Source organism: Maridesulfovibrio spiralis (SeqCode), from assembly GCF_048571135.1.
Taxonomy (GTDB): domain Bacteria; phylum Desulfobacterota; class Desulfovibrionia; order Desulfovibrionales; family Desulfovibrionaceae; genus Maridesulfovibrio; species Maridesulfovibrio spiralis.
Window position 1 is genome coordinate 1,252,881 of the sequence record NZ_CP182344.1, and the last position, 25,232, is coordinate 1,278,112.

Genomic DNA, 25,232 nt, shown 5'->3' on the forward strand with positions numbered 1-25,232 from the left:
ATACTTAAAACCTTTTGAATACTTGATTTATCCCTCTCAAAGACGTAAAATATTCCTCCAGTGACGGTGAGTGATTTTAGGTGAAATACGCCGCCGTACCGCCACCACAACCGCCACCACATTTTGAGGGTGAAAACATGAATTTTACGGTCAAACAAATCGAGAAAGTCATCCGTTCAGGTAAGGACCAAATCCTCACCGAGGATGCCCCGAAGGGAACAGGCAAGTTAGCATTGAGGGTGAGAAAATATTCCGCAGAATGGCTGTTTCAATATTACGTCAACGGTAAGCGGAAAATGATAAAGCTCGCCAATGCGCATGGAGCAGGTTGCCTGACACTTGCCGCTGCCCGAGCAAAAGCCGATGAGTTCAGGGCCATGCTTGTGGACGGGGTTGACCCAAAAGCAGAACTCCAGCGACAAGAAGCGGAAGCTGAAAAGGAACGCAGGGAACTAGAATCTCAAGGTACTGTTGAGCAGCTTTTCCGCAACTACATTGAAGACCTCAAGCACCGGGGCAAGGGCACATGGCCGCAGGTCGAAAGGTCATTGCTGACCGGGAAATACAATGCAGCCAAAGCATTAGGGCGTAACGTCAAAGCCAACCAGGTAACGACATCCGATATAAAAAAATATCTTGGATCAATTCATAGACGAGGATCTGCCAGCTCAGCTGATCACACCCGCAGTTATTTGCATAGTGCTTATCAATACGGAATGGTAATCGAAAATGACTACGTACAGGCAAGCGAAGTCAACTTCAGTATTGAATTCAACCCGGTTGCAGCAATCAGAGTAGACAAGCAGGCCAAGAAAGTCGGGAACAGGGTCCTCAGCGAAGAGGAAATCCGCTCTATATTCACTGAAATGACTGTTCCTGGAAATCATGTATCATTGCCGGTAGCGAGAGTCTTACAGCTAATGGTCAGTGTCGGAGGCGCAAGGGTCAAGGAATGCGTCGAGGCCCGTCAGGACGAGTTCGACCTTAAGCAAAAACGATGGAACCTGACCCCGGACCGGACCAAAAACGATAAGTTCCATGCCCTCCCCCTCTCGGATCGGGCAATCCGGATCATTGAAGCTCAGATTGAGGAGAATAACAGCGAATTCCTTTTTCCTGGAACAAATCCGGCCAAACCGATCATGTACACCTCACTACGGCAGGCTATCACCCGCTTCCATAAAAAGCATCACCGAGAGCATTGGGCCCCACGGGACATCAGAAGAACCATCCGGACCAAACTGGCCGATGCCGGAGAACCAGATTACCGCCTTGATCTTTTCCTGAACCATGGACGTAGCGGTGTCGGACAGAAACACTATGACCGTAGTCTGCACCTAAAATCGAAGACCAAGACCATGCTCGTATTGGATAAAGTGCTGAGCCGTATTCTTGGAGATGGAGAGACTAAGGTTATTCCTTTGCATCGGGATGGGACTGGGGAGTAATGGCAATAACGATGAACAAGCCCTACACCCCAGCAAACTTGTTAGATTTGTTGAAATTCTTTGCTTTACGTATACCAATATATTTTACTTCCAGTTTTAAAAACAGGAGGCCAGTATTGCTTTAAGATGTCAAAAAATATATTTAAGATTCATTAATAATGATAAAAATTAAAACATATACTATGAAGAATGAAACAAAAACAGAACTTGAAATCATTGAAAGCATGTTTGCGAGTGAAAGTCCTGAAGAAATAAGATTTATTGGGCACCAGGTATCTGCTGTAGACACCATGGGGCATCAATTGATTACAATGGCAGGTGTTTTACTTGCCATTACCGTTTCGATTCTCCCTGTATTAAGAGAAGCAAACACAGTCCCCAAAATACCTATAATCATAGGCAGTGGATTTGTTATGTTATCAGCATTAATAAATGGGATGTTTGTATTCAGAATAAAATTGATTACCAGCATACATCAACCTTTTAAATGTGATCTTATTTCATGTTTACGAAAAAAAGCTATAACTATAAGAAACTACAAATTTAAAGATTACCATTATGCGTTATCATTTATGATGCTTGGCCTTGTATGCTATTTAATAACTATCATCGCTGCACTTCTCTAAATATCAATATAATCACTATCTCTAAACAATAAAATGCCCAAAATTCTATATATCAACATTGGCTGGATGAATTCCTATAAAGGACCTGTTGCAGGGGACAACACAACTGGCAATCATGGATACTTGCAAGACCATGACCATGGGCACGAATGTTTTAATTTCAAGCCGTTAAACGGATACTGCTATGGCTATGTCCCAGGCGGCAGAGGAGCAAACATTAATAGATTAGGTGCCAGCGGAAAGGACGAAAGCATTGATGAGATCCTAGTTGTTTGGATTGCTAGAAGCCCTGTTGACAATTTGACCTATATTGTTGGCTGGTTTGAGGACGCTAAAGTATTTCGCAAGCCACAAGATGATTTACAGGAAGAAAGAAATCTACACGGTAATCCATACATTTATGGAGTTGTTGCAAAAGAAAACAAAACACAATTGGTCCCGACAGACCAACGAGTTTTCATTATCCCCAGTTCCAGAACAGTGAAGCATGGGTTTGGCCAAAGTTCATATTGGTATGCAGACAAACGACCTGACATTCAAAAAGCAACCGTCAAATATATCCGTAACGGAGCTCTGCCGAATTCATCTAAAAAAATAAAAAACGGCAGCAGTCCAAGAAATAATGATCCTGAACTTCGTAAAACGGTGGAAGAGACTGCAGTGAACCTTGCAATCTACCATTACGAAAATTTAGGATTCACTGTCATTTCAAAAGAAACAGAAGGAGTTGGCTGGGATTTAGAGGCACGCAATGACAACCTGGAACTATTTATAGAAGTAAAAGGACTTAGTGGTGACACACTTTCAGTCGAGTTTACCCCGAATGAATACGACAAAATGCGCGAGCATCATAAAAAGTACGTTATCTTTGTTGTAACAGAGGCTCTTCTTGCCCCCCAAAAACATATTTTCCGTTGTTATGATGAAAACGTATGGATTGATAGCAATGATAACATCCTTAACTTGCATGAGAAAATTTCAGCTGTTGGGAGATGTAATACAGCAAACTAAGTTAGCAAACATCTACTTAAATCATTATGCTTGCTCTTAACAAAATTCGCCCCGGTGACGTACTCCTTATCAGCTCAAGTAGCCTATCCAGTAAGAGTATTAAAACTGTTACAGGAGGAGAATACTCACATGCCGCAATATTCGTGTCTCCAAAAATTATTTTTGAAGCGGTAAGCGACGGACTTTGTTTTACTGCTTTGCATACAGAATATGTTGGGGAAAGTAAGAATACGTTTGAAGTGGTTGCTTCATATCCGGATATAAACCCTAGCAGCTATAAATTTGACTTAAGCGTACAAGGAAGAATGAAACACATAGCCTCAGTTAACAGCTATCGTTTTCTAAACACTCCACGAAAACCTAGCACACCTAAGGCTATAAAAGTCTTGCGACACAAGCAAATCAAAGACACACCTCCAAATGAAATAACTAAACGTTTATTGACAAAAATTTTACCTTTCTGGGGATTGAAATATCCTGAACTGGCAAAACTTCTTGGCGCTATTCCTTCTTTAAGAGAAAACCCTTCGTATCGAGAAAAAGCCGAATCTGTAATATCAAGTCTCGCGCCTTTCAAATACCATGACTCTTATCGTGGACAATATTGCTCACAGCTTGTCTTGTCAGTTTTGGAAGAGCTGGACGATAACATCTCGTTTGGGATAATGAATAATGATCTTTCTCCTTCTGAATTGCAGAATTTAGAACAATTTGAAGAGATTTCTTGTTTCCCCTCAACAAAACCTAACATTACTGATCGTTCTGGAGAATTGTATCTAGAATTTAGATCTACGGACAAATTACTTAGAACAAAAGACTCGCAGCGTCTGCCTATTGTGCAATTTAGTGGTGAAGATAAAAAGGACGCTAATTTTATACCAAACGACAATGTACTGGAAACGCTATCCTTTATATCAACAAAAGAAATAATGAATTTCCTTAGTGAAAAGGACTACCATCCTGCCGCAGAAAATGAATATATTGAGTTCCTTAACGGCACTATGGCGGCATCATATTTGATCAACATTCTTACCCGCTTAGAAACTGAACAGACACTGTGGAGTTCATTTCTTGATTGTTATGAGGGAGAGAATATATTTCAGGATACTTTAGAAGAATTTAGAAATCATTTTGGCTATTCAATTATTTAATTTTATTACTATCCGGTATTTCTAAAAATACTTTTTAAACAAATTAGGATGCTGGTTAACCTGCCGCTCAAATCTCCAAACACAAGCATTGCGTTATACCGCCGGTTTCCCGGCGGCATCATCTCCACTAATCCTAACTCCCATCAGGCTCCAATAATTCCTCCAGTCCATCATCCACCTCAGCCAAATCCTCAACCCCCTCACACGCTTCACCATGCCCATCATCCAGAGCATAAATTCCGGTAATGGCCAGAACACCAACAGCTACACCGCCGATAAAGGTGAGCAAATTTTTCATTTTATCCTCCTTGTTTAAGATTCAAACTGAATACCGCAACGGTTGCAGCGGTACAGGCCGATCATATGACGATCCACATGTTCGCCAATTTCATTTCCGATTTTGGAACCGGCGAAGAATCCGGCCATGGCTCCAGCCAGCCCTCCGGCGATGGCACCGATTCCTGTTCCTACAATAGGTACAACCGATCCTATGGCCGCGCCGGTTGCGGCTCCGGAAGTTGCACCGGCGTATCCGGCTGCGCCTCCGGCAACTCCGCCGACTGCGGTTCCGATTTTCTGGGTATTGTTGACGAGTATTACGAAAGTTCCAGTGCAGCAGTTTGGGCATAAGGGGGTATCTTCAGACATTGTGTATTCTCCTGTTCTATTTGGTTAATGATTCCTGAAGCAGGTCAAACATGGCCGGAGCCAGATCCGAGATTTCGGTAATGACACTGCTTTTTCCGGGGAACAAATTAAAAACGGCCTCGGATTTGATTCCGAGACCGTAGATTTCGAAGCCGTATGCGCTTCCGTCTTTGATCGCTTGCTGGGCGTTAGCCGGGTTGTCCGGGACGCCGTCTGTTATGCAGAGGATGATTTTTCGATTCTCCGGTAGCGGCAGCATTTGCTGAAATGTCCACCAGAGCACTTCCCCCAGTGGAGTTGATCCTGAAGCAGATACACCGAAGTGTGTATGCTGTTTCTGTCCATGGTTAAGGATAGGGGCCACAGTCGGCTCATCATAATTTTCGCCTCCCTGAGCCCTGACAGCGGGAAAGGCACTGACGCCCACACTCACGCCGTTGATGGAATTAAGCGCACTGACCACGGTATGACTGATCTGCGAGGCCAGCCCGATACTTCGGCGCATAGAGCCGGAACAATCAATAAGGATATGAACAGCTGTACTGATGCCCCGGCTTTCATGTCTGCTACGAAATATCCGGGAATTTCCAACAGCTATGCGGTGCAGGTGAGCAGTACTTAACTGTCCGCGCCTGCCGATGCGGTCATGTTTGATAGTTTTGGCTTGAATAATGCCATGGAGACGTGACTTGAGGGCAGTGGAAGCCCTGCGAGTCAGTTTAAGTTCTTCTGCGTCCAGTGGGCTGAGTTGTTTATAGCCATTCCTGGCAACTCGAAGTCCTTCGTCAGCATTATCCGGAGAATGGCTAGTAAGTTGCTCTTCCAGAACTTCTCCGAACGCCTTAGGCAGACTTTCAGGGCTTGAATTAAGTATCTTTTTGATTTTCTTGGCTAATCTAGACTGCTTCGAGGACTCAAGTTGAGTGAGATATCCTTTCAGCAGGGACACGATCTCACGGGTATAAAGGATGCAATCCTGAGTTGAGTCACACTTTGCCCGGACTTTTTGCAGAATGACATTTAAACGATCCGTAAGGTCAGGATATTGCGTATCGATAATTGAGGCTAAGCGAACGCATTCAGTGTCCAGTTCTTCAACATCCCAGGAGCGGACGGTCAGCAACAACCAGTTAAGAATGGATGTCGCCGAATCGTTTTTAGCTGCCTGAGCATCTCCACTATCATCAATAAAGATATGTCGGATTAACCAATGGAAGTTTTGACAACAGCCGGGGAAGATTTCGGCCAGCTTATTCTCTACCCGCCAGTCTTCCAGCGAATTCCATATGTGCATTTCAAATGGAGTAAATTTTGCCAGCTTAAGCGATTCGAAGTCCGTCTCGCGGATGTGAGCTGCTTCGTGGTCCGCGTAACCTCTGGCGAGTTTCAGCACCAGCTCTTCATTACCCAACGGTAAGGCCGGTAATTGAATCATCTTTCCATCAGTGAAAGCCTTGTCTCCACCTATGCGGACCTGCACTCCATACTTCCGACCAAGCACGCTTGTCACAAAGGGCAAAGACTTCATGAGCAGTTTACTATTCATGGCTCCTCCGAATTACCACAATCCATGGCTATCAATCTGCTGCTGAAGCACGGAATGTGGAATGTGGGTCGATTTGGGGTTTTCAGGAATATCCTGAATGTCAGATTTTATCGGTACTGCGACCAGACTTTTCAGAAGGTCCTCGGCAGTTCTCCCATCAAGAATCTTCTGTGCGTTATCAACAAGCAAAGCAGGTTCCCGGAGCAGGGAGACTACCCCCTGCAGCATGAGCAGGTCGGTATCCCGGATGAATCCACGGGACGGTACCTTGTCAAATGCCGTCTGAAGCAGATCGGTAATGGGCAGGACTCTGGGGTCAACAAAGGAAAGTCCATTGAGCTTGTTCTGAATGGACCGCAACGGCGACAGTGCCTTATGCGTCACCTTGACCTTTCCGGCATAGCAGCGATTCCATGTATCTGTTGCGGCCTTGGAGATTTCATCGAAGAGCGTGGAGCCAAGCTTGTTAACCTCTTCTTTGAGTCCTTTCTTTACGGAGTTCTTTTCAGGAGCAGCCAGCTTAAAGAACTGCCACTTGAAACCGATCCGTGAGCGCACATACTCAGCACTGACTGTCGAGCTTCCGATGAGCTTTTCCCACCCTTGATGTTGTTTGATCCAGTCTTGCACTGCTTCATCGTAACGACTGAGGAAATCTTCCTTGGCTGCGAAGAATTCCTTTTCAATAACTGTAAGCTCCTTCACGATTTCATCAGCAACCTTTTCAGGAATGGCCCAGCCACCAAGGAAACGCACGCCATGCCGATCAAGTATGTTCACAGCACGAGATTTGAGAGTACCGAAAATACGAAGATCTTCAGGATTGCAAATTCGCTTACTCCCTAGTGAAGCCAACTCTTCCGGCGGAAGCTGGGTTGCTCCGAAGTCGGACGGGGTAAGTTTCTTTCTGGCAGACCAGATATTTATATCCAGATTCAAGGCCAAAATATGATTGAGGACCGTGATTCTAGTATTGTTTTCCATGATTCCTCCTGTTTTTTGCAAAACAAAAGCGGGGCAGCCTAAGCCGCCCCGCTAATGAAATTTGCGTGTATTCTATGATGTTGATTCTGATCCGTCTTCAACAGGAAAAATACGCTGAGCCAGTTCATGCAGGACCGTGCGAGTTTCCCGACTGGCCCGATACCCCAGAGCCCGGTCCAAGGCATAAGCTATCGGCTGGATTCCCTGCCGCGCCAACGGCTGGAACCGGACAGTAAGATCAGCCCAACGGATCAAGGTGCGAGTTGAAAACGTAACCTCAATGGTATCGGCAAGATTACCGGATGCCTCACCCATAAACAGTTTGCGGACGGAATTGGCATACTCGACCATCTTTTTACGGACGTTTTCAGGCAGAGTGTTAGCCTTACGTGAGAGCAGTTCCGTCTCAGCTTCCGGTGTGGGATATCCAATTTCGCAGAGCCAAAAACGATCCATGAACGCAAGATTTTGACGGACGACTCCTTGATAAAGCCCGGTTTCGTCAGCCGCGCCGTTGGAGTTGGCCGTAGCTGCAAATCTGAACATGGGATGCGGATGAATGATCTCCCCGGAATTCTCCGGGATGCAGAGCGGTTCGCCGTCCAGAATCCCGTTCAGTCCTGCCGCAGTCGCCGGATCAATAATGTCGATTTCATTTAAGAGCAGAAGACCGCCGTATTTCATTGCCAGAGCAAGAGGTCCATACTGGAATTCCATGCTCCCTTCTTCCACGGTCAAATGACCGACCATTTCAGGAAACTCCAGACGGCTATGCCCCGTGATTTCGAACACCGGGTAATTCAGTTTGGCCGCAAGCTGCTTGATGAGACTTGTCTTACCACTGCCGCTCGGTCCAAACAGGTAGATCGGGTCGGAACTGTCCATGAACCAGACCACCACATCCCGGCTGGATTCATGAAAAAGGTATTCGATATCCAGACTCGGGGTGAATGATGAGGCCTCTCCAAATCCCTGTACCATGCGTCCGGAAGTCTTTCCGCTGAAGATCAACCCGGCATCCAGCTCAGCTGGACTGAGTCTTTCAATCTCTTCGATTGTATTGGTCATGTTATCCTCCGCAATTACTTGACACGACCTGTTGGATCAGACCGTCTGGATTATCAAAAGGGTTATTGTAATAGTCGCCGCGAGTTTCGAAATCACTTTCGTCCTCACCGATGCGCAGGAAGCTGTAGTCGACGGTATCGAGTTCATCCAGAACAGATTCCATCAAAAAGACCAAAGGATGACGCTTATCCCACGCGGTACGAGTCCAGTAAAAGAGGTGTCCGCCGTATCCTTGTCCGGTCTGGCTGCTTACATTTTCTTCCAGCATTTCCTGCACGGCCACCAATTCAGGCTTGGTCAACGTCCTTTGAGCTTCTGCCTGTTGATTGTTAAATTTTGTGAGTCCGGAACTGGACAGAAAAATGGTAATGTAGCTGAAGGGTTCCATATGTACTCCTTTAGGCAATAAAAAAGCGCGCCTCCTAAGAGACGCGCTTCATGTGCTGCGTTAAATTTTGTTACCGGCTATGCGGCCTGTTCGTATTTCCACCACAATTTGCGGTTACCATCCCAGCGAAACCCGGCCTTCCGTAGTGAATCTTTCTGCTGAAGAGTGTTACCGGTTGCCAGAATACAAGGTTTGCCATCCCGTGCATTCTCCTTACGGTACTGCACTCCCTCAAGACGCGGCAGGTTCGGGTTGACCGGTTCAGAGGGCTGAGATTTCTTTTGCGGGGTAGTCGAGGACTGTGTTCCCAGATGTCTACCCGGATTGTATCCGCTATTTTGATTTTGCGGGCGGCACGATCCCTCTCCATCGTCATCATGCTCGGTAACGATTCCGATCAAAGCAGCAAGTCCGTACCTACGAGCATAGGTCATGGCCGAACCGTAGCCCTGCGGATCACCTTTGGGTAACGGCATGACCAGCAACGATGACTGCCATTGTCCTGACTCCGCATGAACTATCTTACTGACCAATCCAAGATTTCCATTCTCCACTTGTACCGGAAGTTGAGTCAGCCAGATCCCGTTTGCCAGCAAAGCTTCACGACATGTTTCCATAACAGATTGCAGGCTGGCGTATCTGCTGTTTGTAAAATTATTTTGTCCATCCTTCGCGGCAGGCTTTAAAGCCTGCTGCACCCTGAGCATCGCCCCAGCCAGATCTGTAATTTCCGGTGAACAAAGGTTCGTTCCATTCATATATTACCTCCTGAAAAAGAAAGCTCCTGCTCGGAAGACCGGACAGGAGCAATAAAAGCCAAAAAGACCACACTCTTACTTGGATAATATATGTCTAAAATTATTCAAAAAGCGTTTACAACAAAATTAGTAATCTCCAGAAAGTCGTGCCTATCTGAAAATTAAACGTCTACCTACTGAGTTAATCTTGGCTCTCGTCATCGAACAATTCAGACGTGCGGTAGGAGGTCGAGTAACCCATTTGCTCATAGTGATATGTACAAAAATATCCTCTCCCCCCCTCTCCACCAAAATTTTCTATAACGTTGCAGTCTTCTTCTGTTAATGGTTCACCACAAACATCACAATAAGCTATAATTTCTTCATCTTCATCATAATCAATCATCTTTGGCTTCCTCAATATATTCTGAAAACTTTTTATAATCGCTACCGAAGGCCTTTTGAGGATATTTACCCAGCTTTCCTGAACAAAACAGTAAACTACGATCTAAATCATCAAACAAAGAAAATTTAGTTAAAAGTTTTTTGTAGCCATCTTTTTCTCTGATTTCGTCAAAATACAATCCATTATAAAATAAAAGAACCTGTTCTTTCGGTGTAAGCTGAGCTTTCAAGATATTACAATAATGACTAACATCTGATATTATCCCATCGTCTTTTGCTTTTTCTATATGCTTTAATGTGTGAAAAAGATGGCGATAATACTTAGTCACATGTTCTCCATACTTATTTTGGATTGCATCAAAAAAAAGCATATTGGAGGTGTTCGCGTTGTGTACTCTTTGATTGCGTATATCCAAAGCAAGACTGAAATGCTTCATAAAATAATCGGGATGATTTTTATCTTTATTTATTAAATTGACCAATCGTTGCTTTTCAGATTGCTTGTGTTTGGATATTTGGTCATTTAAAATATCGATGTCTTCTTCTTGAAATTTGTATGCCGTCACTACAGCATTATATAAACTATTAAAAGGTGCGCCTGATCTTTTAGAACTTGAGCTTAAATTTATTTCGGACTGATTAGTACTATGTATTTCTAATAAATTAAAAAAAATAGACTCAAAGCTAGTTATCTTATACCCCTTAGAATTGTTTATAATGCCTTTTTGCTGCTGAATTAAAGTTATTATGAGAGCCGCAAAAGTAATTACTGTAAAAAAAGATGCACTTGCAGCAAACACACCTTCTAAATTACTTATCTTACCGAAAAGACATGACAACCACCTTATTTCATCAATTCGACTGAAATAATAAGAAAACATTAGCCAGATCAGGAACATCACTGCAATTAAAATGCTTGTAATTTTAATTGGATTTGAATGGCACCATTCGAGTATTGAATTGTGTTTTGTTTTGCTCATTGGAATAGTTTACACCTAATAAAGAGACTTTATTTCAAGACACTGGACGACATTAATTGTGCTTCCTCAACACCTTCACCATATCCAAAGCAATCTCCAACTGCTGCGGAGATAGCTCCGCCAGAACGGCCTGCGCCTCAAGGAGTGTGCTGTTTCCTTGCCCCTCTGACACAAGCAGCTTCTCAGGCGCAATCTGTAGCGCATTGGAAATCTTCATCAGAATTTCAACTGACAAATTGACCGCACCACGCTCTATCTCGCCTAAATACTTGTAGCTTATCTCTGCTTTTTCAGCCATCTGTTGCTGACTGAGCCCCAAGTCCTTACGTAGCTTCCGAATATTTTTCCCAACAATTTCAGCGTATTTATTCACCTTATTCTCCTCATGTTTAAGTCATGAGGAGTTTTGTTATTACTTTAAACCCATAGAAGGTTATATTTATACTTGAACAAAGACACCTATAAGTGCTAAATAAAAAGAAGTTGATGCGATTACAATCAATTTAAAATCAACAAAAAGAGGATTTTATGAATTTTATAAAACACATGACAGGTTCCAGCAAAAGTGACATGGCACCCTATCTGAAAAATATAGCTTCCGTCAGTGAACAGAAGATGAACGATGAAAGGATTGAGCACTATAACAGTCAGTATACCGGCATAAGCGGCATGGACTCGATCACATTTGAATTCATGCAAGAGCTCTTGGAATTCGACAAGCTCAGCCCCGAGCGGCAAATAATTTTCGATGCGCTATACTGGCGCATGGCCGAAAGGGAATCTCCCCTTGAGAAAGGGCCTGTGTTCGTGGAGCTGCACAAACATTTACTGACTATACCGGAAGACAAACTTACAGAATTTGCAAGCATGTTTATCGACCTTGATTCAATCGAAGAATAAATTCAGCAATTTACATAGGAAACATTATGCCGCTTCTTTTAATAATTATGATCGTTGGGTTCCTTCTGGGAGTACTGGCAGGACGCAAGTAGATATTCACAAATAAAAAGTAGAGGTCCAAATGGGTACCATAATAGTAATCGCCGTTGTTGCTTTCGGTGTGTCATACGGAATTGGCTTTTTAGTCGGGAAAGTCACTAAAAGTTAGTGTTGCTGGGAATGTTCTCAAGCGCGAGGAGCAGAAGTGTTAGCAGCACCGCTTTTTATCGTCATTTTGGCGTCGTTGGTCGCAGGAGCAGTTAATCATTACCATCGAAATCCAGGGTTTGGAGAGATCCGCCTTCTCGGACAGATCGTTTCATACGCTTTCGCTCTGGGGGTTGCCGGAATATGCTGGTATGTATTCAACAACTTTTCGAAGTATGACCCAAGCATAATAACCATAGTTATCGTGCCTACGGCCATTATCGGTTTGGTTGTCCACAAAATTTTCCAGTATGCGTACAGGAAGGCTGACTCAAAACGACAGCCGGTTGTCCTTTGCAGCAATTGCGGTGAAAAGGTCCGGCCTATCCGCAATAAGGTAAATCACTGTCTGAACTGGTTGATGGCTCTCTTTACTTCTGGCTTCTGGATTTTTATCTGGTATGGAGTCATGCTGAAAAAAAGCAAATCATGGAAATGTCCTGCTTGTGGATATATCAGTCGTTAATTAACTGAGGTTCTTTTCCCGTGTGCTACGATACAAGATTGCTTACTGGGGTCACCTGTAATTTAGGTGTACCTCATGCTGCCTTCCAGCCCCTTTCCAGTTTTGCTGCCGGAGAGGGGCTTTTGTGTGTTAACTTACAACACCAAAATATGGAGAAGGCACAGTAGGATACGTTCCAAATACATGAGTATAGACCTCATCTGTTTTTTTGGAAGACTTCATTTTACTCGTATGAGTCTATAGTCAGGCCGGTTAACCTAGAACAAAAGGCTGGCTTAATAATATGTAAGATTCCCAACATCTTAATACCGCCAACTCTCATGGCTAACAGGCAACTGGTTCAAAATACGACGGTAATGCTCCCAGTGGGGCATAAACCTTTCCAACAAAACTTTAAACCGTTCATTGTGGGTAGGCTCAAGAATATGAATCATTTCATGAAGCACAAGATAATCCAGACATTGCTCCGGCTTCTTGGCTATATGGGTATTGAGGCGAACATACCCTTTCTGCGGATTACAGCTACCCCAGCGCGTCTTCATTCTCTGAACAAATAATTTGTTAACAGTGACCCCAAGACGCGACTCCCACTTCTTGATAATGGGGGTAGCCTTTTCGCGAAGTCTGGCTCTGTACCACTCATCGACCACAGCGCGTTTCTTCTCTTCCGTGGCTCCGGGACGAACCTGTAAAACAATTTTCTTATGTCCCAGACGGACCTCAGGAACTTTGTCCTCTTCAACAATGTTCATGAGGTATCGCTTTCCCCACAAGTAGTGGCTTTCACGCTCAAGGTATTCCCGTGGAGTCTCGCGCTCCTGCTCCTGCATCTTACGCCGCTCTTTCTTGATCCAGTCTAATTTAGAAATGGCGAAGATGCGAATGGTGTCGAGATCCATGCGTATGGGGGCAGAAATGCGAACATGTCCATAAGGCGGATTAACGCTAAGATGGATATTTTTGATATCCTTGTGCGAAACATCAACGGAAATTTCGCCAAGCTCAATCTTAGAAATCATTAGTATTCCTGCTGCTCCATAATAATGCAGAATACTCGCTCAACCTCTGCTGCATCCTGAAGGACACCGAACAAACCGGCTTTAATAATCTGTTCTTTGGGCTGTATTCCGCGCCAGCCATCGGGACGGATACTTTTAACGATCGCATCAATCTTTAAAGCAAGCTTCTCTTCTTGTCCGAGGTTGTCATATAGTGCTCGTTTGCCCTTTGTATCAAGAGACTTGGGAGTTCCAGAGGAAGTGCCTGTGTCTATCTGGGTTACTAATGCGGCAATGCGTTTCAAATACTCTTCATACTCAATAGCTTTAACCTTACGGGCTGCTATAATTTCATCCAGCAGTTCGGACATTTTTTCATAGAAAACGGGGTTATTGATACTTTCCCTGATAATCTTACTACGAACGTTGTTCTCAATAGTTTCTGCTACCGCATTCTTATTATTTGCAATATTTCCCAGCCGGGAACCAATGGCGGAGGCTATTCCGGTCTTAACAATCAAATCCAACAACGGCATATCATCAAAGGGCGAAATCTTCCGAGGATGGTCTGCTTCAATGTAAGTATCAATCAGGTGACGCATATCTGCTTCGTAAGGCTTCAGGTCAATAACTTCCTCACTTGCGTTCTTGATTGTTTCGCGTAATCGAACATAACTTTCAACGTCACGCTTAATGCGATCAGCTTCAGCGTCGGTGTAGCCTGCGGAATCCATTTCATCTGAAATATTGGCATAACAGCGAACCAAAGTAGCTGTAGCCTTGTATAAAGCCTCCCGGCGCGGCTCACGCTCTTCAAGATCACTTGCAATCTCGGTGTTACCACAGAAATAATGAATGAATTCCAGATCAGTCCGTGGATGTTCTACAGGTTCACAGAGCAAGGTAATAGCTTCGATGGCATCATCAAGTTTCTCCCTGCCAACCTTTAAACGGTCCTTCAGCATAATCTGTGAGCTTACCTGTTCCGGTCCTTCATCCAGCTCCGAGGTATATACACCAATGGCATGTTCGACCTTAGAGAACAAATCCTTATAATCAACAATATGACCAAAAGGCTTCTCGTCACCATCAAGTCTGTTGGTACGGCAGATGGCCTGAAACAGTCCATGGTCCTGCATCTTCTTATCGATAAAGAGACAGGTACATGGAGGGGCATCGAATCCGGTAAGCAACTTGTTAACTACGATGAGCAGCTTCATATTAGCCGGTTCCTTGATGAACAGCTTTTTTGCCTCTTCCTCGTAAGTTTCTGTGGCTGACATTCCCGCCTTGGGTGTTACATTTTTAAGCAGGTCCGTGTAAGTGTTGTAGAGAAATTCTTTATCCGTCTCGGTATTGGCTCCAACATCCTCTTTGGAAATGTCACGCGCAAGTGGATTGTAGGATGTAACGATCGCACACTTGCCGCGCAACGGGGTATTTTGAAAGATAGTGTAGTATTTGGCAGCCTCGTACATGCTGGAGGCTACCAGCATGGCATTGCGATGCTCCCCGGATAAATATGGTTTGACCCTGAAATCCGTTACTATGTCCGTAACGATCCGGTTCATGCGCGAACGCGAGCTAAGCACCACCTGCATGGTTCCCCAGTGCTTCTTGAGTTCATCCTTCTGCCAGTTATTCAATTTCTTGGTCATGGAATCGAACCAGGCATCAACACCGGCTTCAGAACTCAAACGCTGGTCAATGTCACGAGCCTCGTAAATCAGATCCAAGATAACCCGGTCCTCGACCGCCTCACCGAATTTATAAGTATGAATATACCCGCCGAAAACTTCACGGCTGGTCTTCGCATCCTTCTTAAGCAACGGGGTTCCGGTAAACCCAATAAAGACGGCATTCGGTAGCATCGCCTTCATGATCTGATGCAGCTTACCACTCTGGGTGCGGTGACATTCATCAACAAAAATAAACAATTCCCCAACTGACGGTTGTGGATTGGCTTCCAGCTCCTTGATATATGCCTCGTGGTCCTTAACATCTTTACGTCCGAACTTATGAACCAATGAACAAAGCAGGCGCGGCTTTGGCTGGCTGAGTTGAATCAACAATTCCCGTCCGGATCTGGAACGCTCAATGGCTTCACCGGTATCTGTAAATACCCGCTGAATCTGCTTATCTAGTTCATCCCGGTCAGTAATAATTACTACACGCGCATTGGGATTATATTCCAAAATCCATTTGGCAAGCAGAACCATAACGATACTTTTGCCACTGCCCTGCGTGTGCCAGATGATCCCACCCTCGTAAGCTTTCACACGCTTCTGGGCTTCTCTAACACCGAAATATTGATGAACGCGGGGCAGCTTCTTTACTCCACCGTCAAAAACCACGAAGTCGTACATCAGCTCTGAGATCCGATCTTTACGGCACATCTTAAGCAGATATTTGTCCAGCTTGTAGCGCTCGTTATCGTCCTCGTCTTCTTTCCACTTCAGGAAATATTTCTCCTGTGTACCAATAGTTCCGTACTTCAGTCCCTCGGAATCGTTTCCGGCAAAGACAATCTGCACAGTGGAAAAGAACCATTCATTGAATTCTAGTTTCTGATTAGAAAGAAGCTGACGGATGCCGTCCCCAATGGACACACGGCTGTTTTTCAGTTCAATAACACCAAAGGCTATACCATTGACGTATAGTACAAGGTCCGGTCTGCGCTCATGGCAGCCTTTGAGTGTTACTTCCTCGGCAATGGCGAAATCGTTCTTTTCCGGTTCCTGCCAGTTTATGAGTTTGACCGTTTCCGTATTCTCCCCGGCAGCAATCTTCACAGGTACACCGTAGCGCAGGAGTCCATAGACTTCCTTATTGTTGGCGTACAGGCTTCTGCCATGATTATCGGCTTCGGTGCGCAGCAGGTAGATTGCCCTTGAAATCTGATCGGAGCTATAACCTGACTTCTTCAACCAGCCCGTGAGCAGTTCTTCCTCAATATTGCTATTATCCCGATCTTTCCAATTGCCGAGATAACGATATCCGAGTTCGTCACGGAACAAGGCGATGACCCTGTTCTGGGTTACTATTTCAGGCTGTCCGATTCTGTTCATGGAACTCTCGTTTTCTACAGGGTAAGGTGAGGGCCAAGATACGCTAGTATGATTTGTTTGTTCGCTGTGTCAGGATAGAAATGAAGTCTAAATCCAGAGGGAAGCTTTACGTGATTCTCACAAAATACACAGCGGCCATCATCAAGGTTGAACATTCTTTCATTCCGTTTTTTAGGGGTAGTCCTGACAGATTCTGATTCCCCACTAACTTCGGCCTGCAAGCCCAAATCGCTTAAATATCGATGCTGGTAATCAGCTAACTCACCATTCTCCCACTTCTGAGCAAACTCATTGAGAACCAGCATAGCAGAACGTGCCGCAGGCAAAATATCAGCCCTGTGGGTCCATCTTCGTAAAGCTTGGCCAATTTGATTCTCCAAAAAAAACAACTTTGGGAAAAAAGTTTCGCGTTCAGTAAGGATATCCCTGCCTCTGGAAAGCTGGTTATTTCTAGTTTGCTCCATTGCAGGTTCATGGTGTGACAGGGAATCACCCGTCGACAGGTTAGGGAAATCTTTATCCTTTAGCTGATCAGCATCACCTTCAACCATTAAATCCAAGACCCAACCCTGCACGGTAAATCCGGTCCAGCTTTCGTGGCTGGAGAAACTACACAGAAAGGTGTCGTGATGATGTGCAGCCAGAAGGACATCCGACCGCTCGTCGTTATCCTTCAATCCGGCTTCAAGTTCTTCCGGGAGTTCAACGCCATCAAAAAGCGGACGTGTCGCAATAGATCTAAACTTACGAGTAATATCCCTCTGTGAAGGGCTTTGTCTGGCATGACTATACCAGTTCTGAAAAGAATACTGATCAGCAAGCATCACATACATCAAGTCCGGGTCTACTTCGGGGCTTCTTAAGAGAATATTGTATCCGTATCTGGCACAGCGATGGAATACATTGATGAATTCCAAGACACCTTCGTCAGCAGCCTCTTGACTTTCAAAGGGGAGCGAGTGGGTATTCAGGACCAGAGGCAGACTCATAGCAAGCGATCCAGCTGATTATCCCATTCATCGAAGAAACCTTCAGGCCACATATCAATGCGTCCCTGTGAATCAATATTCGGGTAAAGGACTTCTGATTCATGGGTGTCGCTTTGCATGTTACGTTGCAGGAAGAAAATTTTCACAGTCTCGCAGTCAACAAGCCCTTCTTTTACAGCCACCCGAACGCCGTTCAGGAAATGATCGGAATGGGATTCAACTATAAGCTGCACTCCGTTCTCTGCTGCAATAGCGCACAGCTTACCCATGATGGCCTGCCCTGCCGGGTGTAAATGTGATTCAGGGTTCTCAATGATAAGCAGGTCATCTTTGGCTGCACTGAGGATACTTGTGACTACAGGAAGAACGTAGCTCAAGCCAAAACCAACGTTCTGCGGCTTGAATTCGTCCGTTTTGTCAGTCCCTTGAACAAAAGAATAGCTCAAGGTCGCGGTATTAAATTTGGGCTGAGCAACGGCCTGAACCTTAAGGCCGGGGGTAATGTCTGACATCCATGCTTCGATATTAGAAAGTAGAGTTTCAGCGGTGGCTTTGGGGTGTTTAAGAGATTCAACTTGCAATTTCTTTGAACCATTTTCAGCAATATAGTGAACCGTGTACTCTCCTTTATTACCCAAGGAGTTCAGCTCGCGAATGTGGTAATCGGAAAGCTGATGATGGCTTGTCGGGCTCAAACGATCAGCACTCAAGTACTTGAAATTGGAGTTAAAAAGGCTCTCGTCGTCTGGATTATCCAACTCAGGAGTTTGATTATTCGGGATCAGGTCGGAATCAGCTTTATAGTCGTAAACAAAATGAGCAGGGTCTTTGTCACTCCAGCGAACAGTTATCTGTATATCATCATCTTCACTGGCAATGGATAAGACATCCTTTCCTGTTCCAAGACTGACGTAGTCCCCATTCAAAAGTAACCCTTTATCGAGCAGCACGTTTCGTTCATAGGACTGACGCAGCAAAAGCAAGACTTGGATCAGCGAGGACTTACCCATGCCATTAAGCCCTGAAAATAAGTTCATCTTGGCAAGGGGAAAACTTGCTTTCAGGAGTGTTTTGAAATTCTTAATGTGGATAAACTCAAGCATTTGGCAAAACCCCCTCTATCAAATTCTTAACTTTAGCGTAGCGAGTTCTAACATGATCAACCTTTTGCGGCGAAGAACTAATTGACTTTATGAATTCTAAATCAGTTAAAAGCTCCCTATAGTTCTCCCGAAATAGCCACTTCTTTTTTAGTAAATGGTTGTAATGCTCATTATCCAACCCAGCAAGGCTAACCATCCAAACCTCATATAACGAAGGATTCTTTACATTTATGTTAACATCCTTTTGAAATCCCTTTATTCCTAGCAACTCACGACATCTAAATATTCCATTCTCGAAACTTGTCTTGATCTCGTCTCTCTCCCAATCTTCAGCTAAACAAATATCTTTCATCGCGAGATCTAAAAATTCAACCATATTCTTTGGGCATTTTTCCGAAAGGTAATTAAATTTGTAAAAAGCCCAGAAACGTAAGACCAATTCTCGGTCTTTCATCCTTTTAGAAAGGTCTCCCATCATTTCGATAAAGAATTTATTCTCAGCTAAAATTTTAATAAAACTGTTCACATACTCTCGAACAGAAGCAGTTCGAAGTTCTTGCCGATTAAGAGGAAAGCCCCCTGTATTAATTCTACGAAAAATACTCTTTCTTACGGATTCAGGAGTCCCAGACCTAACGTTGTAGCAGGGTACAGCACTTTCCATAATTCTCCGTTGTAAATTACGGTTTAACTGATTAAAAGTTAATCCATTAAGATTACCTAAAAATTCTAGGTCAGTTAATCTTAAACTTTTCCCAACTACAAAGTTATTTAAAGTTGTTAAGCGTTGCCCTCCATCGATAAGATACCAAATGCCCTCATAAGATTCTTCAAAATAAAAAGCAGGAAGCGGCAACCTTAACAATATGGATTCAATAAAACGGCTCTGCGTCTTTGGACTCCACAAATTGGTATTGCGGTTACAATAAGTCATATCGATTTCATTATATTCTATGCGTCTGACAAGTGAATCAACAGAACGCCAATGCGATTCGATATAAATATCAGCAGGATTAAAAGGCTCCATTATCGGATCTAAGAATTCACCTTCCTGATCTTCAGGAAATTCCTTCTCTTCTTCTAATTCAGCATTATATCCATCAGTCATAAAATATTCCTTCCCATCACGTTCGATATTCTTATCACTGCACCGTATCTAATTTATACTTAACTTGCCAGCCCCACTCATCACACCAGCCGTATCCGCCCGGTAAGCAGTTCCTGCATCATGCCCTGTTTCATCTTGCGGGCCTTGGTAAGCTTTTGTTCCAGTTGCTCTATTTCTGCGTCCATGTCGGAGAAGATGGAGGCTATAGCTTTTTGTTCGGCCTTGGTGGGAGGGAAAGAAATAACAGTCGCCTTTAAAACAATTATGGTTAGTGCTTTTTGGCTAGAACCTATTGCATTGTCGATGATAGTTTGTCTGTTATTCCGTATCTGTATTGCAAAGTAATTAATGTCGATCCCAGAAATACTCTTTAGCCAAATAAGGTTTCCGTCTTTAAAATAAAATGGGTTGTTGTTGGGGACAGTGTACACATTACCCAAAGTTCCAACCGCAGTAATAAGAATATCCCCTTTTTGGGGTACTCCATATTTCGTTTTAATTTTGTTGTATTTAGCCTCCGATATGTACAAACTTTCGCTTAAGCTTTTATTTTCGATTAGTTGAGTGACCTCTTTTCCTCGTAAAAATGGAATACCTGTCGAAACATAGTCATGTTCAAAAATCCTTTTACTTGAAAGAAAGTCAGCAAACTTTGATAGCGTTCCAACCTCCCAATCCTCAGGAATAACCCCAACCTCAGTCTGCTTATACCCAGCTTTAACTTCAAACCCCGGCAACCGCCGTTTCCCGGTCAAAAGCTCCTGCATGGTTCCCTGCTTAAGCTGCCGCTTCTTGGCAATGAGCTGCACCAGAGATTCGATGAGTCCGTCCGCATCGGAAAGGGCTTCGGCTATGGCTTCTTGTTCGGCTTTGGGAGGTAGCGGAACAAGTGTATTTCTTACTTGAGCCAAGCTTATTTGAGGATAAGCTTGGCCCGTGGTAATTGATTCATAGTAGTCTCTGACTGAATGTTGAGACAAATAGTGATAAATATATCTAGCATCAATTTCAGAACTAACGATACGGACTCGTGCAATATGCTGATTGAGGTTTGCAGTCCCAACATCTTTGATTAAAAGAACACGACCAACATTTCCTGTAATGGTAATTAAAATGTCGCCATCCTTGACTTGGCTACGTTTAAGAACTCGATGCGCTTCTTTTGAAATATACATAGATTGATTTAAGTCTAAACCATTCTCAGAAACACATTCACTCCTTAAAAACAAAACCCCATGTGACTCCCATTTAAATCCATATGTAGTTGGCGTAGTTCCTTTAGTTATAAAGGAAGAAATATTTTCTAGTGTAATTTTATCCCAATCCTCAGGAATAACCCCAACCTCAGTCTGCTTGTACCCAGCCCTTACTCCCATGTGAATCCCATCCTTTCCAGATGCTTATTCACCTTGGCCTCATACTCAGCAACCTTGTCCGCCAACTTCGGCAACGGACTTTCATACCTCTCCGCCAGTTCCTTTACCCGGCGGGTAAGCTGCTGACTGACCCGGTCCATTTCTCCGTGGATGGCTGCATTCAGGGCATCAAGCCATTTGTCTTCTACTACCAGTACCTTCGTTTCATCTTCGGAAAGCTGCGGATACTTTTCGTAGGCAAGAATATCAAGCTCGGCTTCAGCTTCCTTGAGCTGCTTCTTGAGGGCGGTTTCCTGCTTGCTGAATTCCAGCCAGCCTTTGAGCACCTTGATATCTTCTGCTGATCCGGCTCCGGCCTTCATATCCTTGACCAGCTTGGTCACGTTACCATTGTTGATCTTTTCCAGATCGGCAAAAGGTCCGTCCTCACCGCCATGCTCTTCTTCAAGCTCGGTCTTCCCGGACTTAGCGGCTTCCAATCTGGCGGCAATGCGTTCCACTTCTTCATGCTCTTCAGCGAAGTAACGAAGAACTATGTATTCTTTGGGTACCAGATCGCAATACCAGCCCTTATCTACGGCCTTGCCTTTTTTGTTGATCTCGATAATACGCTCAGTTTTAGCTTTCCAGCCATCAGCAGAAATAAGGTAGCAGTCGTCCTGCATGGTCTCAGCCCAGTAATCCATGAAGTGCTGATATACGTCGTAATGGTTGACCAGCGGCTTACCTTTGTAATGCTCAAGAATACCTTCGGAAAGATCGGAAACAAGAAGCTTGGGATTCAGTCCCGGCTCCAGATCTTTCAGTGTGGATTCAGTACGTTCCTTCCACTGGTAAAAATGGTTGGTCATATCGTCGATAAAACTGCGGAATTCACCATGTTCATAAATGGAATTCTTGATGTCAGCCTTATCTACCGCGAGATCCAGATATCCGGGACGGCTTTCATTGAACAAATCATCCTTAAGACTCGGACACACTTCCCAGTATCTGGCAAGGGCATCCACATCAGCCACCGGAATTCCACCGCGCAAGTGACCTTCGATGTCCTGTAAATCTTCAGGTTCCTGACTATCAATGTAACGGGGCAGGTTGAGGTTGAAATCGTTTTTCTCAATCTCCTCCACACTAACCATGCGTGAGAACTTATCCACTTCGATCCGTTTGTTGAACACATCCACAACCCGATGAACATCCATGGACCGCAGCCGATTCTTGGGGCCATCCTTCATAAACCCAGCACTGGCATCGACCATGAAAATCCCCCTGCGGCCACCGGCTCTGCTTTTATCAAGCACGATAATACAAGCAGGGATACCTGTCCCGTAAAACAGGTTGGCAGGCAGACCTATGATTCCCTTGATGTAACCGCGTCTGATCAGGCTGGTACGAATGTCGGCTTCGGCATTACCACGAAAGAGGACGCCGTGCGGAAGAATACAGGCCCCCTGCCCGGTGGATTTCAAGGACCGAATGATATGCAGCAGATAAGCATAATCACCCTGCTTGTCCGGAGGAGTTCCGCATGTAAAACGCTTGTAAGGATCGTCTTCGGTATTTACGCCGTTGCTCCAGCGTTTATCGGAAAAGGGAGGGTTGGCGACTACGTAATCGAAGGTCTTAAGAATCTCGCCATCGAAGAATTTGGGATCGGATAAGGTGTTGCCCTGCACGATTTCCGCAGTCGGATTATTGTGCAGAATCATGTTCATGTAAGCCAGACTGCTTGTGGCAGAATCCTTCTCCTGTCCGTAAAGCGTCACATCAGTAGTCGCTTCATCGGCAACTTTTAACAACAAAGAACCGGAACCGCAGGTAGGGTCATAGACTGTTGTGGCAGAACTGGTTTCTGCATCATGGATTCCCAGAATCTGGGCAATCAAACGGCTGACCTCTGCGGGAGTGTAAAACTGCCCCTTGCTCTTACCACTCTGGGTGGCGAAGTGACGCATGAGGTATTCATAAGCATCACCAAGTATGTCATCACCTTCAGCACGGTTCTTGGAAAAGTCTAGCTCAGGCTTTTCAAAGATAGCAATCAGGTTGGTGAGCCTGTCCCGCATTTCCTTACCGGAACCAAGCTTGGAAGAGTCATTAAAGTCGGGAAAATTGGAGAGCTTGTTGGCTTCAGCCAGCGGGGCGAGGATCTTTTTATTGATCTGGTCCCCGATGTCGGTCTTACCCTTAAGGGCAACCATATCTTTAAAGCTGGCACCGTTCGGAATAGTGATGGGCGCGAAGGGCGCACCAGCGTACTTGTCACTTACGTATTTGATAAACAGGAGTACCAAGACATAATCCTTGTACTGGCTGGCATCCATTCCACCACGAAGTTCATCGCAGGATTGCCAGAGGGAAGAGTAAAGTTCTGATTTCTTGAGAGCCATATATCTATAACACCTTGTATATTCTTTTTAAATTTGAACAACCACCCATGTAAGGCACGTCGTTTCTAGCGTATCAGCAAGGTTTTGTTTACAATTATATACTGCCAAACGTCAAAACACTTCAGCACACCATAAGTGTCCTCTTTTTAGTTAGAAGCAGGTCGGTCTCGACATCAGCTGGGAGACAACAAAGACATTTATAAAAAATAAATACTACTATTGTGTTTACTAACCATAATTCATATGATTAAATAACCTTATTATGATACTTATTGACAAAGTCATACCTTCCGAAGCCATGCAAGTGCTGGGGAAAAACATCCGCGAACAAAGACTAAGCCGCAACTGGACTCAAAAGACATTGGCGGAAAGGTCCGGCGTTCCTATTTCAACTCTCAGAAAGTTCGAGCAGAAAGGAAAAATCTCTTTGGATGCTTTTGTGCGGATTTGCTTTTGTCTGGACGTTCTTGATGAATTGATAAAAGCGACAGAACTCAAAGAGCAGGAGTTTACCTCAATGGCTCAGGTTCTGGATAAAAGCATCCCCAAAAAACGACAACGAGGCCGAGGGTAAACACGGATGAAATATACAAGCTTGAAACTCATACTTAACAGCCCAAAACAATCAGCAATAAAAAAACCGAGGACTCTGGCTACATGCAGAAACCTCGGTTTATTAATTGTGACTGTCTAGCTTACGCTAAGAAATAACTAACTTTTACACAGCATATCCAAAGCTTGGCTTACTTCTGACTGCAGTTTTTCTAGTTCTTCCCTTAGCGTTATGGATTCATCGGCAGAGACAACCCTGGTGTCAATCTCGCTCAGTTTACTCACTTGAGTTGAAGCAGACTTGATAGCCCTTAGATTATTTTTAAAATTGAATCCCGCAGCAGCTTTATTGCCCTTTGCCTGCTTCTTCCGATATTCGCCTTGGGTCAGGCCCTGTTTTTTAAGCTTCTTCCATTTATTAATCTTCGCCTTAGTACCTTTGGCTTTAGCACACTCAACAAGCACCCACTGCGGAACATTCCGCATATCCTTTGCTTCATCGAGAACCTCGTCAGGAAGCTTAATAATTGAAACAATCTCGCTAACAGAAGATTCGCCTTTCCCGATTATCTTTCCAATATCCTTGTTGGTATACCCTCTGTCTTTTTTCAACTTACTCAGCCCTTGAGCCAATTCCACCGGATTGAGATCTTCGCGCTGGATGTTTTCAACAAGTGCAATTTCTTGAGGATCACCTTCCACATACATGGCAGGAATCTTTTCAAATCGTTTGATAAGCTTTTCAGATTCAGCAGACTCAGGGTGTCGCCGTGCATCTTCAAGAATACCCCGAATAGCTCTAAGACGTCGCTCTCCCGCAACAATTACGATGGGTTCACCATCGTCTCCACCTCGAAAGAGAATAGGCTGAAGAAGACCATTCTTAATAATAGACTGTTTCAATTCTTCAAGGGCTTCGTCATTAAAGCTCTTTCGCGGTTGAGCGGCATCAGGCTTAAGGTCAGCCACTTCGATCATATATATCTGATTCATTTGATTAGGTATCGACAAAAATTTACCATCCATAGAAGCCTCAAACATTATGTT

General features: G+C 44.3%; 25 protein-coding genes. 7 read left to right on the top strand and 18 right to left on the bottom strand.

Annotated features, from left to right (window positions below; genetic code table 11):
• Positions 1 to 137: 137 nt before the first annotated feature.
• The 4 genes from ACNI29_RS05600 to ACNI29_RS05615 all read left to right on the top strand — a co-directional run bounded on the left by ACNI29_RS05600 (position 138) and on the right by ACNI29_RS05615 (position 4,236).
• A complete protein-coding gene (locus ACNI29_RS05600; RefSeq protein ID WP_419781214.1) occupies positions 138 to 1,448 on the top strand; it encodes a tyrosine-type recombinase/integrase in 1,311 nt (436 codons plus the stop codon).
• 182 nt (positions 1,449 to 1,630) lie between these two features.
• The gene (locus tag ACNI29_RS05605) at positions 1,631 to 2,074 is read left to right on the top strand and encodes a hypothetical protein (protein ID WP_419781215.1); all 444 of its coding nucleotides are present in this window, start codon (positions 1,631 to 1,633) and stop codon (positions 2,072 to 2,074) included.
• 33 nt (positions 2,075 to 2,107) lie between these two features.
• Positions 2,108 to 3,085 carry a protein NO VEIN domain-containing protein gene (locus ACNI29_RS05610; protein ID WP_419781216.1) on the top strand — a complete coding sequence of 326 codons (978 nt, stop codon included), beginning with the start codon at positions 2,108 to 2,110 and terminating at the stop codon, positions 3,083 to 3,085.
• A gap of 26 nt (positions 3,086 to 3,111) precedes the next feature.
• Positions 3,112 to 4,236 (top strand): hypothetical protein, encoded by a 1,125-nt coding sequence (locus ACNI29_RS05615; protein ID WP_419781217.1) that lies wholly within the window; start codon positions 3,112 to 3,114, stop codon positions 4,234 to 4,236.
• A gap of 133 nt (positions 4,237 to 4,369) precedes the next feature.
• Here ACNI29_RS05615 and ACNI29_RS05620 read toward each other — a convergent pair whose 3' ends face one another.
• The 10 genes from ACNI29_RS05620 to ACNI29_RS05665 all read right to left on the bottom strand — a co-directional run bounded on the left by ACNI29_RS05620 (position 4,370) and on the right by ACNI29_RS05665 (position 11,365).
• Complete coding sequence (locus tag ACNI29_RS05620; RefSeq protein WP_419781218.1) at positions 4,370 to 4,534, bottom strand: hypothetical protein; 165 nt, start codon at positions 4,532 to 4,534, stop codon at positions 4,370 to 4,372.
• 14 nt (positions 4,535 to 4,548) lie between these two features.
• On the bottom strand, positions 4,549 to 4,884 hold the full coding sequence (locus ACNI29_RS05625; RefSeq protein ID WP_419781219.1) for a hypothetical protein: 336 nt from the start codon (positions 4,882 to 4,884) through the stop codon (positions 4,549 to 4,551).
• A gap of 16 nt (positions 4,885 to 4,900) precedes the next feature.
• Positions 4,901 to 6,430, bottom strand: a complete 1,530-nt coding sequence (locus ACNI29_RS05630) for a cobaltochelatase CobT-related protein (RefSeq protein WP_419781220.1) — start codon at positions 6,428 to 6,430, stop codon at positions 4,901 to 4,903.
• A 12-nt stretch (positions 6,431 to 6,442) separates the two neighbouring features.
• Complete coding sequence (locus tag ACNI29_RS05635; protein WP_419781221.1) at positions 6,443 to 7,414, bottom strand: DUF3150 domain-containing protein; 972 nt, start codon at positions 7,412 to 7,414, stop codon at positions 6,443 to 6,445.
• Positions 7,415 to 7,486: 72 nt separating this feature from the next.
• A complete protein-coding gene (locus ACNI29_RS05640; protein ID WP_419781222.1) occupies positions 7,487 to 8,482 on the bottom strand; it encodes an AAA family ATPase in 996 nt (331 codons plus the stop codon).
• A 1-nt stretch (position 8,483) separates the two neighbouring features.
• Positions 8,484 to 8,870, bottom strand: a complete 387-nt coding sequence (locus ACNI29_RS05645) for a hypothetical protein (RefSeq protein ID WP_419781223.1) — start codon at positions 8,868 to 8,870, stop codon at positions 8,484 to 8,486.
• Between the two features lie 77 nt (positions 8,871 to 8,947).
• A complete protein-coding gene (locus tag ACNI29_RS05650; protein ID WP_419781224.1) occupies positions 8,948 to 9,628 on the bottom strand; it encodes an ERF family protein in 681 nt (226 codons plus the stop codon).
• 181 nt (positions 9,629 to 9,809) lie between these two features.
• Positions 9,810 to 10,013, bottom strand: coding sequence for a hypothetical protein (locus tag ACNI29_RS05655; protein ID WP_419781225.1), 204 nt, complete (start codon positions 10,011 to 10,013; stop codon positions 9,810 to 9,812).
• Positions 10,006 to 10,992, bottom strand: coding sequence for a putative phage abortive infection protein (locus tag ACNI29_RS05660; protein ID WP_419781226.1), 987 nt, complete (start codon positions 10,990 to 10,992; stop codon positions 10,006 to 10,008). Before ACNI29_RS05660 ends, ACNI29_RS05655 begins: the two co-directional genes overlap by 8 nt.
• Before the next feature lie 52 nt (positions 10,993 to 11,044).
• Positions 11,045 to 11,365: a helix-turn-helix domain-containing protein gene (locus ACNI29_RS05665; RefSeq protein WP_419781227.1), complete on the bottom strand. Its 321-nt coding sequence runs from the start codon at positions 11,363 to 11,365 to the stop codon at positions 11,045 to 11,047.
• Positions 11,366 to 11,520: 155 nt separating this feature from the next.
• Between ACNI29_RS05665 and ACNI29_RS05670 the strand changes: the two genes are divergently transcribed.
• Both ACNI29_RS05670 and ACNI29_RS05675 read left to right on the top strand, forming a co-directional pair.
• On the top strand, positions 11,521 to 11,892 hold the full coding sequence (locus tag ACNI29_RS05670; protein ID WP_419781228.1) for a hypothetical protein: 372 nt from the start codon (positions 11,521 to 11,523) through the stop codon (positions 11,890 to 11,892).
• A 244-nt stretch (positions 11,893 to 12,136) separates the two neighbouring features.
• Positions 12,137 to 12,604, top strand: a complete 468-nt coding sequence (locus ACNI29_RS05675; protein ID WP_419781229.1) for a hypothetical protein — start codon at positions 12,137 to 12,139, stop codon at positions 12,602 to 12,604.
• 302 nt (positions 12,605 to 12,906) lie between these two features.
• On the opposite strand, the gene ACNI29_RS05680 is transcribed toward ACNI29_RS05675, so the two are convergent.
• The 7 genes from ACNI29_RS05680 to ACNI29_RS05710 form a co-directional block, all read right to left on the bottom strand.
• Positions 12,907 to 13,623, bottom strand: a complete 717-nt coding sequence (locus tag ACNI29_RS05680) for a M48 family metallopeptidase (RefSeq protein WP_419781230.1) — start codon at positions 13,621 to 13,623, stop codon at positions 12,907 to 12,909.
• On the bottom strand, positions 13,623 to 16,670 hold the full coding sequence (locus ACNI29_RS05685) for a type I restriction endonuclease subunit R (RefSeq protein WP_419781231.1): 3,048 nt from the start codon (positions 16,668 to 16,670) through the stop codon (positions 13,623 to 13,625). Before ACNI29_RS05685 ends, ACNI29_RS05680 begins: the two co-directional genes overlap by 1 nt.
• Before the next feature lie 14 nt (positions 16,671 to 16,684).
• Positions 16,685 to 17,659 (bottom strand): hypothetical protein, encoded by a 975-nt coding sequence (locus ACNI29_RS05690; RefSeq protein WP_419781232.1) that lies wholly within the window; start codon positions 17,657 to 17,659, stop codon positions 16,685 to 16,687.
• Positions 17,656 to 18,762 (bottom strand): AAA family ATPase, encoded by a 1,107-nt coding sequence (locus ACNI29_RS05695; protein ID WP_419781233.1) that lies wholly within the window; start codon positions 18,760 to 18,762, stop codon positions 17,656 to 17,658. The genes ACNI29_RS05690 and ACNI29_RS05695 overlap by 4 nt, the downstream gene beginning before the upstream one ends.
• Positions 18,755 to 19,870, bottom strand: coding sequence for a DUF262 domain-containing protein (locus ACNI29_RS05700; RefSeq protein ID WP_419781234.1), 1,116 nt, complete (start codon positions 19,868 to 19,870; stop codon positions 18,755 to 18,757). Before ACNI29_RS05700 ends, ACNI29_RS05695 begins: the two co-directional genes overlap by 8 nt.
• An 80-nt stretch (positions 19,871 to 19,950) precedes the next feature.
• Positions 19,951 to 21,246, bottom strand: a complete 1,296-nt coding sequence (locus ACNI29_RS05705) for a restriction endonuclease subunit S (RefSeq protein ID WP_419781235.1) — start codon at positions 21,244 to 21,246, stop codon at positions 19,951 to 19,953.
• Positions 21,237 to 23,633, bottom strand: coding sequence for a type I restriction-modification system subunit M (locus tag ACNI29_RS05710; RefSeq protein WP_419781236.1), 2,397 nt, complete (start codon positions 23,631 to 23,633; stop codon positions 21,237 to 21,239). Before ACNI29_RS05710 ends, ACNI29_RS05705 begins: the two co-directional genes overlap by 10 nt.
• 262 nt (positions 23,634 to 23,895) lie before the next feature.
• Between ACNI29_RS05710 and ACNI29_RS05715 the strand changes: the two genes are divergently transcribed.
• The gene (locus tag ACNI29_RS05715) at positions 23,896 to 24,207 is read left to right on the top strand and encodes a helix-turn-helix domain-containing protein (RefSeq protein WP_419781237.1); all 312 of its coding nucleotides are present in this window, start codon (positions 23,896 to 23,898) and stop codon (positions 24,205 to 24,207) included.
• 137 nt (positions 24,208 to 24,344) lie between these two features.
• Here ACNI29_RS05715 and ACNI29_RS05720 read toward each other — a convergent pair whose 3' ends face one another.
• Positions 24,345 to 25,211: a ParB/RepB/Spo0J family partition protein gene (locus ACNI29_RS05720; protein WP_419781238.1), complete on the bottom strand. Its 867-nt coding sequence runs from the start codon at positions 25,209 to 25,211 to the stop codon at positions 24,345 to 24,347.
• Positions 25,212 to 25,232 lie beyond the last annotated feature (21 nt).

What these genes read in the sequence shown, in the direction of transcription:
- ACNI29_RS05600 (WP_419781214.1), top strand. Translation starts at nt 138, where the DNA reads ATGAATTTTACGGTCAAACAAATCGAGAAAGTCATCCGTTCAGGTAAG.
- ACNI29_RS05605 (WP_419781215.1), top strand. Translation starts at nt 1,631, where the DNA reads ATGAAGAATGAAACAAAAACAGAACTTGAAATCATTGAAAGCATGTTT.
- ACNI29_RS05610 (WP_419781216.1), top strand. Translation starts at nt 2,108, where the DNA reads ATGCCCAAAATTCTATATATCAACATTGGCTGGATGAATTCCTATAAA.
- ACNI29_RS05615 (WP_419781217.1), top strand. Translation starts at nt 3,112, where the DNA reads ATGCTTGCTCTTAACAAAATTCGCCCCGGTGACGTACTCCTTATCAGC.
- ACNI29_RS05620 (WP_419781218.1), bottom strand. Translation starts at nt 4,534, where the DNA reads ATGAAAAATTTGCTCACCTTTATCGGCGGTGTAGCTGTTGGTGTTCTG.
- ACNI29_RS05625 (WP_419781219.1), bottom strand. Translation starts at nt 4,884, where the DNA reads ATGTCTGAAGATACCCCCTTATGCCCAAACTGCTGCACTGGAACTTTC.
- ACNI29_RS05630 (WP_419781220.1), bottom strand. Translation starts at nt 6,430, where the DNA reads ATGAATAGTAAACTGCTCATGAAGTCTTTGCCCTTTGTGACAAGCGTG.
- ACNI29_RS05635 (WP_419781221.1), bottom strand. Translation starts at nt 7,414, where the DNA reads ATGGAAAACAATACTAGAATCACGGTCCTCAATCATATTTTGGCCTTG.
- ACNI29_RS05640 (WP_419781222.1), bottom strand. Translation starts at nt 8,482, where the DNA reads ATGACCAATACAATCGAAGAGATTGAAAGACTCAGTCCAGCTGAGCTG.
- ACNI29_RS05645 (WP_419781223.1), bottom strand. Translation starts at nt 8,870, where the DNA reads ATGGAACCCTTCAGCTACATTACCATTTTTCTGTCCAGTTCCGGACTC.
- ACNI29_RS05650 (WP_419781224.1), bottom strand. Translation starts at nt 9,628, where the DNA reads ATGAATGGAACGAACCTTTGTTCACCGGAAATTACAGATCTGGCTGGG.
- ACNI29_RS05655 (WP_419781225.1), bottom strand. Translation starts at nt 10,013, where the DNA reads ATGATTGATTATGATGAAGATGAAGAAATTATAGCTTATTGTGATGTT.
- ACNI29_RS05660 (WP_419781226.1), bottom strand. Translation starts at nt 10,992, where the DNA reads ATGAGCAAAACAAAACACAATTCAATACTCGAATGGTGCCATTCAAAT.
- ACNI29_RS05670 (WP_419781228.1), top strand. Translation starts at nt 11,521, where the DNA reads ATGAATTTTATAAAACACATGACAGGTTCCAGCAAAAGTGACATGGCA.
- ACNI29_RS05680 (WP_419781230.1), bottom strand. Translation starts at nt 13,623, where the DNA reads ATGATTTCTAAGATTGAGCTTGGCGAAATTTCCGTTGATGTTTCGCAC.
- ACNI29_RS05685 (WP_419781231.1), bottom strand. Translation starts at nt 16,670, where the DNA reads ATGAACAGAATCGGACAGCCTGAAATAGTAACCCAGAACAGGGTCATC.
- ACNI29_RS05690 (WP_419781232.1), bottom strand. Translation starts at nt 17,659, where the DNA reads ATGAGTCTGCCTCTGGTCCTGAATACCCACTCGCTCCCCTTTGAAAGT.
- ACNI29_RS05695 (WP_419781233.1), bottom strand. Translation starts at nt 18,762, where the DNA reads ATGCTTGAGTTTATCCACATTAAGAATTTCAAAACACTCCTGAAAGCA.
- ACNI29_RS05700 (WP_419781234.1), bottom strand. Translation starts at nt 19,870, where the DNA reads ATGACTGATGGATATAATGCTGAATTAGAAGAAGAGAAGGAATTTCCT.
- ACNI29_RS05705 (WP_419781235.1), bottom strand. Translation starts at nt 21,246, where the DNA reads ATGGGAGTAAGGGCTGGGTACAAGCAGACTGAGGTTGGGGTTATTCCT.
- ACNI29_RS05710 (WP_419781236.1), bottom strand. Translation starts at nt 23,633, where the DNA reads ATGGCTCTCAAGAAATCAGAACTTTACTCTTCCCTCTGGCAATCCTGC.
- ACNI29_RS05715 (WP_419781237.1), top strand. Translation starts at nt 23,896, where the DNA reads ATGATACTTATTGACAAAGTCATACCTTCCGAAGCCATGCAAGTGCTG.
- ACNI29_RS05720 (WP_419781238.1), bottom strand. Translation starts at nt 25,211, where the DNA reads ATGGATGGTAAATTTTTGTCGATACCTAATCAAATGAATCAGATATAT.